The organism is Streptomyces sp. NPDC088707 (assembly GCF_044752725.1).
Lineage (GTDB): Bacteria > Actinomycetota > Actinomycetes > Streptomycetales > Streptomycetaceae > Streptomyces.
The window spans coordinates 328,829-347,213 of record NZ_JBIVLV010000006.1 but is presented as its reverse complement, the minus strand read 5'-3'; the positions used below and the strand labels follow the sequence as shown (position 1 = coordinate 347,213).

The following is an 18,385-nucleotide window of genomic DNA, read 5'->3' as shown; positions in this document are numbered from 1 at the left end:
CCGGGGTGGTTGGTCCAGACCTTGACGGGTGGATACCCCGGCGGTACGCATGGTGACGGTTCGGTTATAGAACTCGACAGACGCGTCCAACGCCTGATCCAACGCCCGAAGGGGACCAGCCTGTGACACAGCGCCGAAGGATTCCGCGCCTGATCGGATCCCTGCTCCTCGTCGCCGCCGCCGGTGTCGGCTGCGGCGAGGCCTCCGCCGACAGCACCGCGGACGGCAAGAACGCCGCGGCCGCCGAGCCCGAGGTCCGCCCGCTCGGCCGCATCGTGCCCGTACCCGCCTCCGTCACCCCCGCGGGCGAGCCCTACACCCTCACCCTGACCACCCGCATCGGCGTGGACGACACGAACCGCGAGATCCGGGACCTCGGCCGCTACCTCGCCGGACTGCTCCGCCCCGCCACCGGCTTCCCGCTGCCCGTCGTCGACGAGGCGGCCGCGGGCGGCGGCATCCGGCTCCGCCTCAGCCCCGGCGACACCGAGCTCGGCGCCGAGGGCTACCGGCTCCACTCGGCCCCCGACGGCGTCACCCTCACCGCGCGCGAACCCGCCGGGCTCTTCCGCGGCGTCCAGACCCTGCGCCAGCAGCTGCCCTCCGCCGTCGAGCGCAAGAGCGTCCAGAACGGGCCCTGGAAGATCGCCGGCGGCACGATCACCGACACCCCGCGGTACGCCTACCGGGGCGCCATGCTCGACGTCTCCCGCCACTTCTTCACCGTCGACGAGGTGAAGCGGTACATCGACCAGCTCGCGCTCTACAAGGTCAACACCCTTCATCTGCACCTCTCCGACGACCAGGGGTGGCGCATCGCCGTCGACTCCTGGCCCCGGCTCACCACGTACGGCGGCTCCACCGAGGTCGGCGGCGGCCCCGGCGGCTTCTACACCAAGGCGCAGTACCAGGAGATCGTCCGGTACGCCGCCTCCCGCTACCAGGAGGTGATCCCCGAGATCGACCTCCCCGGCCACACCAACGCCGCCCTCGCCTCCTACGCCGAGCTCAACTGCGACGGCGTCGCCCCGGAGCTCTACACCGGCACCAAGGTCGGCTTCAGCTCCCTGTGCGTGCCGAAGCCCGTCACGTACGACTTCGTCGACGACGTGATCCGCGAGATCGCCGAGCTCACCCCCGGCCGGTACATCCACATCGGCGGCGACGAGGCGCACTCCACCAGCCACGCGGACTACGTGACCTTCATGGACAAGGTGCAGCCCGTCGTCGCGAAGTACGGGAAGAAGGTCGTCGGCTGGCACCAGCTGACCGGCACCACCCCGGCGGACGGCGCCCTCGTCCAGTACTGGGGCCTCGACCGCACCCCCACGGAGGAGAAGGAGCGGGTCGCGGCCGCCGCCCGGAACGGCGCGGGCCTCGTCCTCTCCCCGGCCGACCGCACGTACCTCGACATGAAGTACACGAAGGACACCAAGCTCGGCCTCGCCTGGGCGGGCTACGTGGAGGTCCGCAGGTCGTACGACTGGAACCCGGCCGCCTACCTCGCGGGCGCCCCGGCGGACAGCGTCCGCGGCATCGAGGCCCCGCTCTGGACGGAGACCCTGGCCACCACGGACGACCTCGACGTCATGGCCTTCCCGCGGCTGCCGGGCCTGGCGGAACTGGGCTGGTCGCCGGCGGCGACCCACGACTGGGACACGTACAAGGTCCGCCTCGCGGAGCAGGCCCCGAGGTTCGACGCCCTGGGCATCGACTACTACCGCTCCCCGGAGGTCCCCTGGCCGGCGGAGTAGCCGGTACGCACAGATGTGAGCCCCGGCGGGGACCGTACTCCGCCGGGGCTCACATCGGTCTGGGGGTCACGCGAAGCGGGCGATCGGGTTGACCAGGTCGCCGACGAGCTGGAGGGCCGCCGACGGGTCGGACAGGTCCACCATCTGCCTGTTGTTGCGGAGCTGCAGGCGGTTCAGGGCCGACAGGGCGAAGGTCTCCGCGAACATGTCGTACTGGGCGAACCGGTCCGCCAGTTCCGGCTTCGACTGCTCGTAGCCGCGCACGCACTCCGCGACCGTCCGCCAGAAGTCGTCCTCGTCGAGGACGCCCTCCGTGGCGAGCGTCGCCGCAAGGAAGCGGAAGAAGCAGTCGAAGACGTCCGTGAAGACCGAGAGGAGCTTCATGTCCTCGGGGATCTCCGCACGGACCCGCTCCACCGCCGGCGGCAGGACCGCCGCCGGGTCCATGACGACGATCTCCTCGGCGATGTCCTTGAAGATCGCCCGCGACACCGCGCCACGCTCGTCGAGGACCAGGATCACGTTCTCGCCGTGCGGCATGAACGCCAGGTCGTACGCGTAGAAGCTGTGCAGGACCGGGAGCAGATAGGCGTCCAGGTACCGGCGGAGCCAGACCGAGGCCTCCAGGCCCGACTCCTTGATCAGCGCACCCGCGAACGACGCGCCCGTGTGGTCCACGTGGACGAGGGACGCCATCGTCGCGAGCCGCTCGCCCTCGGCGAGGGTCGGCACGGGGGACTCGCGCCAGAGCGCCGCCAGCATCTTGCGGTACGGCGAGTAGCGGTCGGTCGCGGCCTCGTACTCCAGGTGCCGGTAGCCGACGGCCGCCCGCTCGCGGATGATCGAGAAGCGGGCCGAGCGGAACGTCGCGTCCGACTCGATGAGGGTGTGCAGCCAGTCGTTGATGGCCGGGGTGGCCTCCATGTACGCGGCCGAAAGACCCCGCATGAAGCCCATGTTGAGGACCGACAGGGCCGTCTTCACGTAGTGCTTGGCCGGGTCCGAGGTGTTGAAGAAGGTACGGATCGACTGCTGCGCCAGATACGTGTCGTCGCCCTCGCCCAGGTACACCAGGCGCTGCTGCGCGACCTCGGCCGCGAAGGTGACGGACAGCTTGTTCCACCACTGCCAGGGGTGCGCCGGCATGAGGAGGTAGTCGGCCAGGTCCAGGCCGCGGGCCGCCAGGGTCGCCGCGAAGCCGTCCACCGCCGCGTCGCCCAGCTCCGCGCGGACGAAGGCCTCGTAGTCGATGCCCGCGCCGGCCGTGAAGGTGGTGCGGTCGCGCCGCGCCGCCAGCCAGATCAGGTGGATCCCGCTCGCCGCCTCGGGGGCGTACGCGCGGAACTCGTCGACACCGAAGCCGAGCCGTCCGTTGTTGGCGACGAAGCAGGGGTGGCCCTCGGTCATCCCCGTCTCGATCGCCTGGAAGCCGGCGTGGGCCAGCTCGGCGGAGGTGACCGGCTCCTTGGTCGCCTTGAACGCCGTACCGGCGAGCGTGGAGGAGATCTCCTCCAGGTAGACCGGCAGGACCTCGTCGCTCAGGCCGAGGGCGCCGCGCAGCTCGGTGATGAACTGGAGCGCGTCGAGCGGAAGCTGCTCGTCGCCGCGGTGGCGGCTGATCGACTCGGCGTAGACCTGCCAGTGGTCGAGGGCGTACCGGTCCGCGGTGAAGCGGTACTCGGTGGCGCCGTCGTCCGACAGGACCGCGTAGCGGCTCTCGCCGAGCTCGCGCGGGTCGAGGAGCCGCTCGTGGGCGAACTCCGCGAGGCCCTTGCGGATCAGCGCGCGGTTGGCGTCCGCCCACAGCTCGGGGGTGAGGTGCGCGACGGGGTTCGACAGATCGGCGGTGCTCATACGGCGACTCCCACGGCGGCCTCGAACTGCTCCCGGGTGCAGAAGCTCAGCAGCGCCTTCTTCTCCGGCTTCTGGATCTCCCGCTCCGGTACGAAGCCGACGGCCTCGTTGAGCGCGTGGACGGCCTTGTTGGACACGTCCGGCTCGACGACGACCCGGGCGGTCGCCGGGTCGGCGAACAGCTCCGTCATCACGGCGGTGATCACCTTGCGGGTGAAGCCGTGCACGGGGGTGTCGGTCGGGGCGACGAGGAAGTGCATGCCGACGTCGCCCGGCCGCGGGTCGTAGAGGCCGACCAGCTCCAGGTGGGCCGGGTCGTAGCGCTCCATGAGGATCGCGGGGACCTCGTCGACCAGGCCGATGAACGCCTCGTGGTGCGGGTGGGCGGCGAAGGCCGTGTACTCGCGCACGACGTCCTCGACGCTCGCGTCCTGCATCATCCAGAACGCGGCCTTGGGGTGGGTGACCCAGCCGTGGAGCAGCTCCGCGTCCTTGACGGGGTCGAGCGGGCGGAAACGGACGGTCATGCGGCGAACTCCTGGAAGGCGATGGTCTTCTCGACGGGGTAGTAGTCGTAGCCCAGCATCGCCCCGATGATGTACGCGTTGCGGTACGCCCCCATGCCGAGGTCGGGCGAGGTGATCGAGTGGGTGTGCACGGAGGCGTTCTGCAGGAACACCCCGCGGCCCGTCGTGTCGATCGCGTAGTTGCGGGCCACGTCGAAGCGGCCCTGGCCGTCCCAGTTGAGGCGGTCGCGGACCGGCTCCAGGAAGGCGGGGACGGCGTACTTGTACCCGGTGGCGAGGATCAGGCCCTCGGTGTCCAGGGTGAAGTCCTTCTCCTGCTCCTCCTGGCGGAAGCCCAGGGTGTACGTGCCCGTCGACTCCTCGTACGCGGCGGTGTGCAGCGCGGAGTTGGTGAGGAGGCGGGTGGGCACGGGGCCGGTGAGGTTCTTCTGGTAGAGCAGGTCGAAGATGGCGTCGATGAGCTCGCCGTCGATGCCCTTGAAGAGGCCCTTCTGCTCGGTCTCCAGGCGGTAGCGGGTCTGCTCGGGGAGCGCGTGGAAGTAGTCCACGTACTCCGGGGAGGTCATCTCCAGGGTGAGCTTGGTGTACTCCAGCGGGAAGAAGCGCGGGGAGCGGGTCACCCAGTTGAGCCGGTACCCGTGGACGTCGATCTCGCCGAGGAGGTCGTAGTAGATCTCGGCGGCGCTCTGGCCGCTGCCGACCAGGGTGATCGACTTCTTCTTCTGGAGCTCCTCCTTGTTCGGGAGGTAGCGCGAGTTGTGGATCAGGTCGCCGCCGAGGCCCCGGCAGGGCTCGGGGACGTACGCCGGGGTGCCGGTGCCGAGGACCAGACGGCGCGAGCGGAACGTTTCTCCGGCCTCGGTGGTCACCACGTACACCTCGGTGGTCTCGTCGAACGTCACGGTGGCGACGGTCGTCGAGAAGCGGACGGAGGAGAGGCGCCCGGCGGCCCAGCGGCAGTAGTCGTTGTACTCGGTCCGCAGCGGGTAGAAGTTCTCGCGGATGTAGAACGAGTACAGCCGGCCCCTGTCCTTCAGGTAGTTCAGGAAGGAGTACGGCGAGGTCGGGTCGGCCATCGTGACCAGGTCCGACATGAACGGGGTCTGGAGGTGGGCGCCCTCGAGGAACATCCCCGAGTGCCACTCGAAGTCGGGCTTCGACTCCAGGAAGAGGCCGTTCAGCTCGTCGATCGGCTCGGTCAGGCAGGCGAGTCCGAGGTTGAACGGACCGAGTCCGATGCCGATGAAGTCGTGGATCTCGGTCGTCTCAGGCGTGGACAAGGGTCTCTCCCAGGTACTGCTCGGCGTAGCCGGCGATCAGATCGAGGACGGCGGCGATGTCGGCCGCGGTGGTCTCGGGGTTGAGCAGGGTGAACTTGAGGTACTGGCGGCCGTCGACCTTGGTGCCGGCGACGACGGCCTCACCGGAGGCGAACAGGGCCTTGCGGGCGTGCAGGTTGGCCCGGTCGATCTCCTCGGGGGACGTGGCGTTCTCCGGGATGTAGCGGTAGACGAGGGTGGAGATCTGCGGCTCGACCACGACGTCGTAGCGCGGGTCGGCGGCGAGCAGCGCGAAGCCCTCGGCGGCCAGGTCGCAGACCTCGTCGAAGAGCCGGCCGACACCGTCGGCGCCCATCACGCGCAGGGTCATCCAGAGCTTGAGCGCGTCGAAGCGGCGGGTGGTCTGGAGGGACTTGTCGACCTGGTTGGGGATCCGCTCGGCGACGGTCCGAGCCGGGTTCAGGTAGTCCGCGTGGTAGGTCGCGTGGCGCAGGGTGGCTCCGTCGCGGACCAGGATCGCCGAGGAACTCACCGGCTGGAAGAAGGACTTGTGGAAGTCGACGGTGACCGAGTCGGCCCGCTCGATGCCGGCCAGGAGGTGGCGGCGGGTCGGGGAGGCGAGCAGTCCGCAGCCGTAGGCGGCGTCCACGTGCATCCAGGCGCCGTACTCGTCGGCCAGGGCGGCGATCTCGGGCAGCGGGTCGATGGAGCCGAAGTCGGTGGTGCCGGCGGTGGCGACGATCGCCATCGGGACGAGGCCCTCGGCGCGGCAGGCCTCCAGCTCGGCGGCGAGGACGACGGACTGCATCCGCTTGTTCCGGTCGACCGGGATCGAGATGACGGCGTCCTGGCCGAGGCCGAGGAGGCCGGCCGACTTCTGGACGCTGAAGTGGCTGCACTCGGAGGAGAAGATCCGGAGCTTCGACAGGTCTCGCCCGTCTGCGGGCTTCGCCTCCTCGCGGGCGAGGAGCAGCGCCTGGAGGTTGGACTGCGAGCCGCCGCTGGTGAACACGCCGTCGGCGCCCGGGCCGAAGCCGATGCGGCCGTTGGTCCAGTCGATCAGCTTGCGCTCGATGAGGGTGCCGCCCGCGCTCTGGTCCCAGGTGTCGAGCGAGGAGTTGACCGCCGAGAGGACGGCCTCGCCGAGGAGGGCGGGGATGACCACCGGGCAGTTGAGGTGGCCCAGGTAGCGGGGGTGGTGGAAGTAGACGGCGTCGCGGAGGTAGACGCTCTCCAGCTCGTCGAGCGCGGCGGAGGCGTCGCCGAGCGGACGGTCGAGGTCGACGGCGTCGATGACGGGGGCGAGCTCGGCGGCTGTCACTCCGGTGAACGGACGTCGCGTCGCGGCGAGTTTGTCCGCCACCCGCTCGACTCCTTCGGTGACGGAGCGCCGGTAGCTCTCCGCCGTGGTGTCGTTGAGCAGGTGAGAGCGCATGTGGGGGGCCTCCAGGTACGGGGCTCGGTCGCGCCCTCCGGACAGGGGAAAGGGGCGAGGGGCGACGCGGTGAAACAAGGTTAGCCTAACCTAACTTTCCATCGCAACGGCCCTCGCCCCTCACCTGCCACGGCAGTTGGCGGCCGTCATCGGCCGGACTGTCCGCTTTTGACGGCGTGTGTACCGGCTACGCGTCTTCCTGCGTCTCGTCCGGGACCTCGCGCAGCGCGTCCTCGGACAGGCCCTTGCGCCAGTAGCCGACGAACGTCACCCGGCGCCGGTCGAGTTCGCGGTCCCGCACGAAGTGCCGGCGCAGCGCCTTCACCGCGCCCGACTCACCCGCGATCCAGACGTACGGGGCCGCCCCGGGCAGCTCGACTCCGCGCACCGCGTCCACGGCGGACGGCGCCCCCTCCTCGCGTACGAGCCAGGTGACGGTCGCGTCCGCCCGCGTCGCGAGTTCCGTGCGGTCGCCGGAGTACGGCACCTCCAGGAACACCTGGGCGCGGGTCCCGGCCGGCAGCCACTCCAGGATCGCCGAGGCGGCCGGAAGGGCCGTCTCGTCGGCCCAGATCAGGACGGAGTCGGCGTCCTCGGGCAGGTGGAAGCGGACACCGGTGTTCGCGGCGATCGCCGGGCCGAGGACGACCACGCGGTCGCCGGGGGTGGCCCGCGAGGCCCAACGGCAGGCGGGGCCGCCGTCCTCGTGGATCGCGAAGTCGATGTCGACGGCGTTCTCGGCGTGCTCCGGCTCGGTGCGCTGCTCGCGGACGGTGTACGAACGCATCACGGCCCGCACGTCGTCGGGCATCGCACGCCAGGCGCCGAGGATCGCGTACATGTCCGGGTCGTCGAGCGGCGGCAGGACCGGCGCGTCCTGGCCGGGGTGCGGCAGGAAGAGGGAGAGCGACTGGTCGCGGCCGCCGGCGGCGAAGTTCTTCAGCTCGTCGCCGGTGAAGGTGACGCGGACCAGGGACGGGCCGAGCCGCCGGGTCCGGTCCACCCGCAGGTGGAAGAACTGGAAGGGGGCGGTCTCGGGGTGCGTCATGAGAACGTAGGTTAGCCTAACCTCACAAACTCCGGAACGGGGGGAGGGCCGCCACCCCCTCGGGGTGACGGACCCTCCGCGAGAGCCGTGCCGGGTGCCGTGCCGGGCCGGGACGGCCGACGTGGGCGCAGTCAGGCCTGGCCGGGCCGGGTCAGGCCTGGAGGCCCAACTCGCGGGCGATCAGCATCCGCTGGACCTCGCTCGTGCCCTCGCCGATCTCCAGGATCTTCGAGTCGCGCCACATCCGGGCCACCGGGTACTCGTTCATGAAGCCGTAGCCGCCGTGGATCTGGGTCGCCTCACGGGCGTTGTCCACGGCCACCGTCGAGGAGTACAGCTTCGCGATCGCCGCCTCCTTCTTGAACGTCTCGCCGCGGACCAGTCGCGAGGCCGCGTCCCGCCAGCCGATCCGGGCCATGTGCGCCCGCATCTCCATGTCGGCGATCTTGAACTGGATGGCCTGGTTGTCGCCGATCGGCCGGCCGAAGGCGTGACGCTCCTTCGCGTACTTCACCGACTCGTCGACACAGCCCTGCGCCAGACCCGTCGCCAGCGCCGCGATCGCGACCCGGCCCTCGTCCAGGATCCGCAGGAACTGCGCGTACCCGCGGCCCTCCTCGCCGAGCAGGTTCTCCACCGGGACGCGCACGTCGTCGAAGGACAGCTCACGGGTGTCCGAGGCGTTCCAGCCGACCTTCGAGTAGGGGGCGGCGACGGTGAAACCGGGGGTGCCGGAGGGGACGATGATCGAGGAGATCAGCGGCCGGCCGTCGGGCTTGCGGCCGGTGACCGCCGTGACCGTGACCAGACCCGTGATGTCCGTACCGGAGTTGGTGATGAAGCACTTCGAACCGTTGACGACCCAGTGGTCGCCGTCGCGCACGGCCGTCGTACGGGTGCCGCCCGCGTCCGAACCGGCGCCCGGCTCGGTCAGGCCGAAGGCACCGAGCAGCTCGCCGGCGCACAGCCTCGGCAGCCACTCGCGCTTCTGCTCGTCCGTACCGAAGAGGTACACGGGCATCGCGCCCAGCGAGACCCCCGCCTCCAGGGTGATCGCGACGGAGGAGTCGACCCGGGCCAGCTCCTCCAGGGCGATGCCGAGCGCCAGGTAGTCACCGCCCATGCCGCCGAACTCCTCGGGGAACGGCAGCCCGAACAGGCCCATGCGGCCCATCTCGCGGACGATCTCGTACGGGAACTCGTGCCGCTCGTAGTAGTCGCCGATCTTCGGCGCGACGACGTCGTGCGCGAACGCCTCGACGGTACGGCGGAGTTCCTCGTGCTCTGCGGAGAGCCGGTGGTCGAGAGACATGGGGGACGTCACTCCTTGTGGGAGAGGGCGCGGACGGTACGGGAGGGGCTGGGCCGGCCCAGCTGTTCGGCCATCCACACGCTTGTGGCGGTGAGGGCGGCCAGATCGACCCCGGTCTCGATGCCGAGACCGTCGAGCATCCACACGAGATCCTCGGTGGCGAGATTTCCGGTCGCGCTCTTCGCGTACGGGCAGCCGCCGAGGCCGCCGGCGGAGGCGTCGACCGTGGTCACTCCGTGGCGGAGGGCGGCGAGCGTGTTGGAGAGGGCCTGGCCGTAGGTGTCGTGGAAGTGCACGGCCAGGCGGGAGGTCGGGACGCCCGCGTCGTCGAGCGCCCGGAGCAGGTGCGTCACATGCCCGGGGGTGGCGACCCCGATCGTGTCGCCGAGGCTCAGCTCGTCGCAGCCCATCTCGGCGAGGGCCTTCGTCACGCGGACGACCTGCTCGACGGGGACGGCGCCCTCCCAGGGGTCGCCGAAGCACATCGACAGATAGCCGCGGACCTTGAGCCCCGCCTCTATGGCACGGGTGACCGTGGGGGCGAAGAGGGCGAGGGCCTCGTCGACGGTCCGGTTGAGGTTGGCCTTCGCGAAGGACTCCGTGGCGGAGGCGAAGACGGCGATCTCCCGGACGCCGAGGGCGAGGGCGCGGTCGAGGCCGCGCTCGTTCGGCACGAGCACCGGGAGCCGGACCGGCAGATCGCGGACCAGCGGGAACAGGTCCTCCGCGTCCGCCAGCTGGGGCACCCACCTGGGGTGCACGAAGCTGGTCGCCTCGACGGTGGACAGCCCGGCGGCGGCGAGCCGCCGGATGAACTCCGCCTTCACGTCCGTCGGGACGGCGCCCTTCTCGTTCTGCAGCCCGTCGCGCGCGCCGACCTCGTGGATCCGCACCCGCGCCGGCAGCGCCGGATCGGGCACGACCATGGGCAGTCCTGCGGCGGTCATGCGCCCTCCTCCTCGCGGGGCGCCACCACGGCCAGGACCTGGTCCATGGCGACGGTCGAACCGGGCGTGACGTCCAGCTCGGTGACGGTGCCGGCGTGCGGGGCGGAGATGACGTGCTCCATCTTCATCGCCTCGACGACCAGCAGGCTCTGCCCGGCCTCGACCTCGTCGCCGACGGCCACCTTGACGACGGTCACGGTCCCCGGCATGGGAGCGGCGAGCGTGTCGGCACCCCCGTGCCGGGCACCGGAGAGCGCGGCGGCGACGGGGTCGTGATCCATGACGTGCCAGGAGTCGCCGTCACGGCCCAGCCAGTCGCCGGCCCGGTGGAAGCGGTGGACGACGCCGTCCACCGTGACCGTCACGGAGGTCTCCGTGACCCGGGCGCCGGCCGGCGCCTCGGCCGTGACGGCTTCGAGGCCCGCCGCCCGCACGGGGAAGGGGAGCGGGGCCGGGCTGCCGCCCAGGCGCCAGCCGCTCGGCACCGAGAACGGGTCGGTCCAGCCTCCCCCGGCGGCCGGGGCCAGCTCCGCGAGCCGTACGGCCGCCGCCGCCGCGTACACCTCCTCCGGGACGCCCTCCGGGACCAGGCTCTCCGCGTCCCGCTCGACCAGGCCGGTGTCCAGGGCGCCGGAGACGACGTCCTGGTGGGCGAGGAGCCGGCGCAGGAAGCCCGCGTTCGTCGGGACGCCCAGGGTCACCGTGTCCGCCAGGGCCGCGCGCAGCCGGCGCAGGGCCGTCGGGCGGTCCTCGGCGTGGACGATGACCTTCGACAGCATCGGGTCGTAGAGGGACGAGACCTCCGTACCCTCCGACAGGCCCGAGTCCGTGCGGACCCCTTCGCCCGCCGGCTCGTTCAGGGCAAGCACCGTGCCGCCCGAGGGCAGGAAGCCCCGGGACGGGTCCTCCGCGCAGATCCGCGCCTCGACCGCCCAGCCCGTGAGGGTGATGTCCTCCTGGGCGAAGGGCAGCGGCTCGCCCGACGCCACGCGCAGCTGCCACTCCACCAGGTCCACGCCGGTGATCAGCTCGGTGACCGGGTGCTCGACCTGGAGACGGGTGTTCATCTCCATGAAGCAGTACGAGGACGGGTCGCCGCCCGGCACGATGAACTCGACCGTGCCCGCGCCCACATACCCGCAGGAGCGCGCCGCCTCGACCGCCGCCGCGCCCATCGACGCCCGGAGCTCCGGGGTCAGCAGGACGCTCGGCGCCTCCTCGATGATCTTCTGGTGGCGGCGCTGGAGCGAGCACTCGCGCTCGCCCAGGTGGATCACGTTCCCGTGGGCGTCCGCCAGGACCTGGATCTCGATGTGCCGGGGCCGGTCGATCCACCGCTCCACCAGCAGCGTGTCGTCACCGAAGGAGGCACGGGCCTCGCGGCGCGCGGACGCGATCTCCTCCGTCAGCGTCGACAGGTCGCGGACCAGCCGCATGCCCTTGCCGCCGCCGCCCGCGCTCGGCTTGAGCAGCACCGGCGCGCCCAACTCGCGCGCCGCGGCCTCAAGCTCGGGGTCGGCCGCGCCGGGGACGACGGGGACACCCGCCGCCTTCACCGTCTCCTTCGCCCTGATCTTGTCGCCCATCAGCGAGATCGCCGAGGCCGGCGGGCCGATGAAGACGAGCCCCGCGTCCGCGCAGGCCTGCGCGAACCCGGCGTTCTCCGCGAGGAAGCCGTACCCGGGGTGCACCGCCTGCGCGCCCGTCCGGCGGGCCGCGTCGAGGAGCGCCTCCACCGACAGGTACGACTCCGAGGCCGGCGGCGGTCCGATCCGTACCGCCGTGTCCGCCTCCCGTACGTGCCGGGCGTCGGCGTCCGCGTCGCTGTACACCGCGACCGAACGCACACCGAGCGCCCGCAGCGTGCGGATGACCCGGACCGCGATCTCGCCGCGATTCGCGACGAGCACTGTGTCGAACATGGACGTCCTCACACCCTCACATCCGGAAGACGCCGAACTGGGGGTCTCCCAGGGGCGCGTTGGCACAGGCGGTCAGGGCGAGTCCGAGGACCTGCCGGGTCTCCATCGGATCGATGACCCCGTCGTCCCAGAGCCGGGCGCTCGCGTAGTAGGCGCTGCCCTGGGTCTCGTACTGCTCGCGGATCGGGGCCTTGAAGGCCTCCTCGTCCTCCGCGCTCCACTCGTCGCCGAGCTGGTCGCGCTTGACGGTCGCGAGGACGGACGCGGCCTGCTCGCCGCCCATGACCGAGATCTTGGCGTTCGGCCACATCCACAGGAAGCGCGGCGAGTACGCCCGGCCGCACATCGAGTAGTTGCCCGCGCCGTACGAACCGCCGACGACCACCGTCAGCTTCGGGACCCGGGTGGTGGCCACGGCCGTCACCATCTTGGCGCCGTGCTTGGCGATGCCGCCGTGCTCGTACGCCTTGCCGACCATGAAGCCGGTGATGTTCTGCAGGAAGACCAGCGGGATGCCGCGCTGGTCGCACAGCTCGATGAAGTGCGCGCCCTTCTGGGCGGACTCGGCGAACAGGATGCCGTTGTTGGCGACGATGCCGACCGGGTGCCCGTGGATCCGGGCGAAGCCGGTGATCAGCGTCTGCCCGTACTCGGACTTGAACTCCTGGAAGCGGGAGCCGTCCACGACCCGGGCGATGACCTCGCGGACGTCGTACGGGGTGCGGGAGTCCACCGGCACCGCGCCGTACAGCCCGGCCGGATCCACCTTCGGCTCCTCGACCGGCTCGACCGACCACGGCAGCCGGCCGCGCCCGGGGAGCGTCGCCACGATGTTCCGTACGATCCGCAGCGCGTGGGCGTCGTCCTCGGCGAGGTGGTCGGTGACCCCTGAGATCCGCGAGTGGACCTCGCCGCCGCCCAGCTCCTCCGCCGTCACGACCTCACCGGTCGCCGCCTTCACCAGCGGCGGGCCGCCGAGGAAGATCGTGCCCTGGTTCCGTACGATCACGGCCTCGTCGCTCATCGCCGGCACGTACGCGCCGCCGGCCGTGCACGAACCGAGGACCGCCGCGATCTGCGGGATGCCCGCGCCGGACATCCGGGCCTGGTTGTAGAAGATCCGGCCGAAGTGCTCCCGGTCGGGGAAGACCTCGTCCTGCATCGGCAGGAACGCGCCGCCCGAGTCGACCAGGTAGAGGCAGGGGAGACGGTTCTCCAGCGCCACCTCCTGGGCCCTGAGGTGCTTCTTCACCGTCATCGGGTAGTACGTGCCGCCCTTGACCGTGGCGTCGTTCGCGACGATCACGCACTCGCGGCCCGAGACCCGGCCGATGCCCGCGATGACCCCGGCCGCCGGGGCCGCGTCGCCGTACATCCCGTTCGCCGCGAGCGGCGCCAGCTCCAGGAAGGGGGAGCCGGGGTCGAGGAGGGTGTCCACCCGGTCCCTCGGCAGCAGCTTCCCGCGCGCGGTGTGCCGGGCCCGGGACTTCTCACCGCCGCCCAGCGCCGCCTGCGCGAGCTTGGCGCGCAGGACGGCCGCCAGCTCGTGGTGCGCCGCCTCGTTCGCCTGCCAGGCCGGCGAGGCGGGATCCGCCGCACTCGCCAGCACAGGTGCCTGCTGCATCCCTCGAGCTCCCTTGCTCGGTTAATGAGCGTTAACGTATGCCGTTCAGGTTAACGACCGCTAACCGGGTTGTCTAGAATCGAATCCATGACCACGACCCCCGCCACGACCCGGACCGCCACCGGCAGGACCGACGCCCCGACACGGCGCCGGCAGATCCTCAAGGAGGCCGCCCGCCTCTTCGCCGAGCGCGGCTTCCACGGCGTGGGCGTGGACGAGATAGGAGCCGCCGTCGGCATCAGCGGCCCCGGCCTCTACCGCCACTTCCCCGGCAAGGACGCGATGCTCGCCGAGCTCCTCGTCGGCATCAGCGAGCGGCTCCTCGACGGCGGCCGGCTGCGGGTCGGCGAGACCACCGGCGACCCCGAGGCCCTGCTCGGCGCCCTCATCGACGGCCACATCGACTTCGCCCTCGACGACCGGCCGCTGATCACCCTCCACGACCGCGAGCTGGACCGCCTCAAGGACGAGGACCGCAAGCGGGTTCGGCAGCTCCAGCGGCAGTACGTGGAGCTGTGGGTCACGGTCGTGCGGGAGCTCTACCCGGACGCGGGGGAGTCGGAGTCGCGGACGGCGGTCCACGCGGTGTTCGGCCTGCTCAACTCGACGCCGCACCTCGACGCGGTGGGGCGCCGGCCGATGGAGGAGCTGCTCCGGCGCTTGGCCCACGGTGCCTTCGGAGCGCTCAAGGGCTGAGCGCCCGCCCGGCACCCGGCGGGTCCACGGGACGGAACGATTGCCCACAACGGCGGGCCGTCGGCCAGAATGAGCCCCATGCCGATACTCAGCCGCCCCGCCCTTGTCGAGCACCTCGTCCGCAGCCGGATCGCGGGAGACGTCGCCACCCCGCGCGACAACAACCTCTCCCACTACCGCAAGCTCGCCAACGGCGACCGGCACTACTGGCTCGGCCTGGAGCTCGGCGACCGCTGGACCGACGAGCAGGACGTGCTCGCCGTGATGGCCGAGCGCTGCGGTGTCATCGACGACCCGGCCCACCGGTCCGGCCAGGACACCATCGACCCCGAGCTCACCGTCGACGGCCTGGAGCGGATGGCCGCCCGGCTGCGCAAGGCCGCCGCCGGCAAGGAGCGGGTCCTCTTCGCGACCGGCCACCCCGGCGCGCTGATCGACGTGCACAGCCGTGTCGCGGCCGGGCTGCGCGCCCAGGGCTGCGACATCGTGAAGATCCCCGGCGGGCTCGTCGCCGACGAGGGGTACGTCGTGCAGTTCGCCGACGTCGCGGTCTTCGAGCGGGGCGCGAGCCTCTGGCACACCCACTCCCCGGAGCCGATGAACGCGATCCTCGACGCCCTCGGCGAGGACGGCCGGCCCGACCTGGTGATCGCGGACCACGGCTGGGCCGGGCGGGCGGGCCAGCGGGGGATCGACTCCGTGGGCTACGCCGACTGCAACGACCCCGCCCTCTTCATCGGCGAGGCCGAGGGCACGATGCAGGTCACGATCCCGCTGGACGACCACGTCCTCGACCCGCGCTTCTACGAGCCGATGACGGCCTACACCCTGAACGCGGCGGGCCTGCTCTGACGCGCTGACGGCCCGAGCGCCCCGGGCCGGGTCGCCGGGCCGGAGGACACGGACGCCCCGCGCCGAGGCGGCTCAGACCGGGCCCGGATCGGAGGGCCGCCGGTCCCGGCGCTGCTCCACCCCCGGCGTCGGGTCCAGGTAGACCCGGCGGATCGACGGGAAGCGTTCCCGGAGCTGGGACTCGGCGTCCTCGCACGCCCACTCGACCTGCGCCGCCGACGACACGTCCCGGAAGTCCACCTTCGCCGCGATCAGGACCTCGCCCGGCCCCTGGATGAGCGTCGTCAGGTCGAGGACGTCCACGATGTGCGGGACGGAGAGCAGCTCCTCGCGGACCTCGGCACGTACCCGTTTCGGGAGCGGCCGGCCGATGAGGAGTTCGGCGTTGGAGCGTCCCAGCACCCAGGCCACGTACACGAGCAGCGCGCCGATGAGGATCGAGGCGACGCCGTCCCAGACGCTGGAGCCGGTGATCTGGACGCCGAGGAGGCCGCCTGCCGCCAGCATCAGGCCGGCCAGGGCGGCGGAGTCCTCCATCACCACCGCCTTCACGGTGGTGTCGGGGGTGAGGCGGAGGTAGCGGGCGAAGGGGATCCGGGACCGTTCCGCCTCGGCCCGCATCTGCCGGACGCCGGTCCGGAGCGAGTAGCCCTCCAGGACGAAGGCGACGCCCAGCACGATGTAGGAGATCAGCGGGTCGCCCACCTCCTCGCCGTGGGTGAGGGTGTGGATGCCGTCGTAGACCGAGAAGACCGCGCCGCCCACGAAGGTCGCCACGGCCGCGAGCAGCGCCCAGACGTACCGCTCGCCCGCGTAGCCCACCGGGTGGTCCTCGTCCGCCGGCTTCTCGCTCCGCTTGAGCGCGGTCAGCAGCATGACCTCGGTGACGGTGTCGGCGACCGAGTGGGCGGCCTCCGACAGCATCGCGCTGGATCCGCTGATGACGCCGGCGACGGCCTTGGCGGCGGCGATCCCCAGATTCGCCACCGCCGCCACGATCACCGTGAACGTGCTCTCACCGCTGCCCGACTGCTCTGCCATGACATCGGACGGTATGTCCGGCCGTCAGCGCGGCACGCGAACGACACCCTCCTGGATGACCGAGATCGCGAGCCTGCCGTCCTGCGTGTAGATCCGGGCCTGGCCCAGGCCGCGTCCGCCGGACGCGGTCGGCGACTCCTGGTCGTACAGGAGCCATTCGTCGGCCCGGAAGGGACGGTGGAACCACATCGCGTGGTCCAGGGACGCCCCGACGACGTCCCCGACCGCCCAGCCGCCCCGCCCGTGCGCGAGCAGGACGGAGTCGAGCAGCGTCATGTCGGAGACGTACGTGGCGAGGACGACGTGGAGGAGGGGATCGTCGGCCAGCTTGCCGTTGGTGCGGAACCAGACCTGCGAGCGCGGCTCGCGCGGTTCCCCGACCGAGCCCCACGGCGGGACCTCGGCATAGCGGAGGTCGACGGCCGCCCTCGCGTCGATCAGCCGGTCCGCGACCTCGCGGGGGAGGTGGCGGGGCAGCATCTCGGCCGGCGTGGGCAGCGACTCCGGGTCCGGCGCGGCCGGCATGTCCGCCTGGTGGTCGAGCCCCTCCTCGTACGTCTGGAAGGACGCCGAGAGGTGGAAGATCGGCTGCCCGTGCTGGACGGCGACGACCCGGCGGGTGGTGAAGGAGCGTCCGTCGCGAATCCGGTCGACCGTGTAGACGATCGGCGCGCCCGGGTCCCCGGGACGCAGGAAGTACGCGTGGAGCGAGTGCGCCAGGCGGTCTTCGGGGACCGTCCGCCCGGCCGCCACCAGGGCCTGGGCGGCCACCTGGCCGCCGAAGACGCGGGGGACGAGCGCGGAGCGGGACTCGCCCCGGAAGATGTCCCGCTCGATCCGCTCCAGGTCGAGCAGATCGAGCAGGGCATCCAGGGCGCTGGGTGTGTCGGGCACGTGGACCTAGAGGCCCATCGACTTGGCGATGATCGACTTCATGATCTCGCTGGTGCCGCCGTAGATGCGGTTGACGCGGTTGTCGGCGTACAGACGCGCGATCGGGTACTCGTTCATGTAGCCGTAGCCGCCGTGCAGCTGGAGGCAGCGGTCGATGACGCGGTGCGCGACCTCGGTGCAGAAGAGCTTGGCGCTCGCGGCCTCGGCCGGGGACAGCTCGCCCGCGTCCAGGGCCTCCAGGGCGCGGTCGGCCACGGCCTCGGCGGCGTCGACCTCGGCCTGGCAGGCGGCCAGCTCGAACTTGGTGTTCTGGAAGTGCGCGACCGGCTTGCCGAAGACGGTGCGGTCCTGCACGTACTCCTTGGCGAAGCGCACGGCGGCCTTGGCCTGCGCGTACGCGCCGAAGGCGATGCCCCAGCGCTCGGAGGCCAGGTTGTGGCCGAGGTAGGAGAAGCCCTTGCCCTCCTCGCCGAGGAGGTCCTCGACGGGCACCTTGACGTCGACGAAGGCCAGCTCGGCCGTGTCGGAGGTGCGCAGGCCCAGCTTGTCCAGCTTGCGGCCGATGGAGTAGCCCTCGGACTTCGTGTCCACGGCGAAGAGGGAGATGCCGAAGCGGCGGTCCTCGGCCGTCGGGGCGGACGTACGGGCGCAGACGATCACGCGGTCGGCGTGGACGCCACCGGTGATGAAGGTCTTGGCGCCGTTGAGGACGTAGTGCGTGCCGTCCTCGGAGAGCTTGGCGGTGGTCTTCATGCCCGCGACGTCGGAGCCGGTGCCCGGCTCGGTCATCGCGAGGGCCCACATCTCCTCGCCGGTGACGAACTTCGGCAGGTAGCGCTTCTTCTGGTCGCCGGTGGCGAGCATCTTGATGTACGGCAGGGCGAGCAGCACGTGGACACCGGAGCCGCCGAACTGCACACCGGCGCGCGAGGTCTCCTCGTAGAGGACGGCCTCGAACTTGTGGGTGTCCAGGCCCGCGCCGCCGAACTCCTCGGGCACGTTGATGCCGAAGATGCCCAGCTCGCCGAGCTTGTCGTAGAACTCGCGCGGCGCCTGGCCGGCCGCGAACCACTCGTCGTAGACCGGGACGACCTCGGCCTCGATGAAGGCGCGGATGGTCTCCCGGAACGCCTCGTGGTCCTCGTTGAATACGGTACGGCGCACGGTGCGACTCCTCCGATGTGCGGGCCCTGTTGTCT

General features: G+C 71.4%; 15 protein-coding genes. 3 read left to right on the top strand and 12 right to left on the bottom strand.

Translation table 11 applies throughout. The features are described from left to right. Positions 1–122 precede the first annotated feature (122 nt). Entirely contained in the window at positions 123–1,754 is a 1,632-nt protein-coding gene (locus tag ACIP84_RS20520; protein WP_355958014.1) for a beta-N-acetylhexosaminidase, read from the top strand. A gap of 66 nt (positions 1,755–1,820) precedes the next feature. Here the strand turns inward: ACIP84_RS20520 and ACIP84_RS20515 are convergent, their stop codons facing one another. From ACIP84_RS20515 to ACIP84_RS20475, 9 genes are all read right to left on the bottom strand, one after another. Continuing rightward, complete coding sequence (locus ACIP84_RS20515) at positions 1,821–3,608, bottom strand: IucA/IucC family siderophore biosynthesis protein (protein ID WP_355958012.1); 1,788 nt, start codon at positions 3,606–3,608, stop codon at positions 1,821–1,823. Further along, on the bottom strand, positions 3,605–4,135 hold the full coding sequence (locus tag ACIP84_RS20510) for a GNAT family N-acetyltransferase (RefSeq protein WP_355958010.1): 531 nt from the start codon (positions 4,133–4,135) through the stop codon (positions 3,605–3,607). Before ACIP84_RS20510 ends, ACIP84_RS20515 begins: the two co-directional genes overlap by 4 nt. Continuing rightward, a complete protein-coding gene (locus ACIP84_RS20505) occupies positions 4,132–5,415 on the bottom strand; it encodes a lysine N(6)-hydroxylase/L-ornithine N(5)-oxygenase family protein (protein ID WP_401799177.1) in 1,284 nt (427 codons plus the stop codon). Before ACIP84_RS20505 ends, ACIP84_RS20510 begins: the two co-directional genes overlap by 4 nt. Beyond that, the gene (locus ACIP84_RS20500) at positions 5,402–6,850 is read right to left on the bottom strand and encodes a pyridoxal phosphate-dependent decarboxylase family protein (protein ID WP_401799176.1); all 1,449 of its coding nucleotides are present in this window, start codon (positions 6,848–6,850) and stop codon (positions 5,402–5,404) included. Before ACIP84_RS20500 ends, ACIP84_RS20505 begins: the two co-directional genes overlap by 14 nt. Positions 6,851–7,037: 187 nt before the next feature. After that, a complete protein-coding gene (locus ACIP84_RS20495; protein ID WP_355958007.1) occupies positions 7,038–7,898 on the bottom strand; it encodes a siderophore-interacting protein in 861 nt (286 codons plus the stop codon). Between the two features lie 151 nt (positions 7,899–8,049). Beyond that, positions 8,050–9,210, bottom strand: coding sequence for an acyl-CoA dehydrogenase family protein (locus ACIP84_RS20490; protein WP_355958005.1), 1,161 nt, complete (start codon positions 9,208–9,210; stop codon positions 8,050–8,052). A gap of 8 nt (positions 9,211–9,218) precedes the next feature. Further along, the gene (locus tag ACIP84_RS20485; protein WP_401799174.1) at positions 9,219–10,157 is read right to left on the bottom strand and encodes a hydroxymethylglutaryl-CoA lyase; all 939 of its coding nucleotides are present in this window, start codon (positions 10,155–10,157) and stop codon (positions 9,219–9,221) included. Further along, the gene (locus ACIP84_RS20480) at positions 10,154–12,079 is read right to left on the bottom strand and encodes an acetyl/propionyl/methylcrotonyl-CoA carboxylase subunit alpha (protein WP_401799173.1); all 1,926 of its coding nucleotides are present in this window, start codon (positions 12,077–12,079) and stop codon (positions 10,154–10,156) included. The genes ACIP84_RS20485 and ACIP84_RS20480 overlap by 4 nt, the downstream gene beginning before the upstream one ends. Positions 12,080–12,095: 16 nt before the next feature. Next, positions 12,096–13,703, bottom strand: a complete 1,608-nt coding sequence (locus ACIP84_RS20475) for a carboxyl transferase domain-containing protein (RefSeq protein WP_401799171.1) — start codon at positions 13,701–13,703, stop codon at positions 12,096–12,098. An 87-nt stretch (positions 13,704–13,790) separates the two neighbouring features. Here ACIP84_RS20475 and ACIP84_RS20470 point away from each other — a divergent pair, with 87 nt between their 5' ends. Together ACIP84_RS20470 and ACIP84_RS20465 are read left to right on the top strand one after the other, a co-directional pair. Beyond that, complete coding sequence (locus tag ACIP84_RS20470) at positions 13,791–14,399, top strand: TetR/AcrR family transcriptional regulator (RefSeq protein WP_355957997.1); 609 nt, start codon at positions 13,791–13,793, stop codon at positions 14,397–14,399. Positions 14,400–14,477: 78 nt separating this feature from the next. Next, positions 14,478–15,251, top strand: coding sequence for a phosphatase (locus tag ACIP84_RS20465; RefSeq protein ID WP_401799169.1), 774 nt, complete (start codon positions 14,478–14,480; stop codon positions 15,249–15,251). A gap of 72 nt (positions 15,252–15,323) precedes the next feature. On the opposite strand, the gene ACIP84_RS20460 is transcribed toward ACIP84_RS20465, so the two are convergent. The 3 genes from ACIP84_RS20460 to ACIP84_RS20450 are packed head-to-tail and all read right to left on the bottom strand — an operon-like array spanning position 15,324 to position 18,350. Continuing rightward, entirely contained in the window at positions 15,324–16,292 is a 969-nt protein-coding gene (locus tag ACIP84_RS20460) for a cation diffusion facilitator family transporter (RefSeq protein ID WP_401799168.1), read from the bottom strand. Positions 16,293–16,316: 24 nt separating this feature from the next. Further along, positions 16,317–17,186: an acyl-CoA thioesterase II gene (locus ACIP84_RS20455; RefSeq protein WP_355957992.1), complete on the bottom strand. Its 870-nt coding sequence runs from the start codon at positions 17,184–17,186 to the stop codon at positions 16,317–16,319. A 6-nt stretch (positions 17,187–17,192) separates the two neighbouring features. Then, on the bottom strand, positions 17,193–18,350 hold the full coding sequence (locus ACIP84_RS20450) for an acyl-CoA dehydrogenase family protein (RefSeq protein WP_355957990.1): 1,158 nt from the start codon (positions 18,348–18,350) through the stop codon (positions 17,193–17,195). Positions 18,351–18,385: the final 35 nt, after the last annotated feature.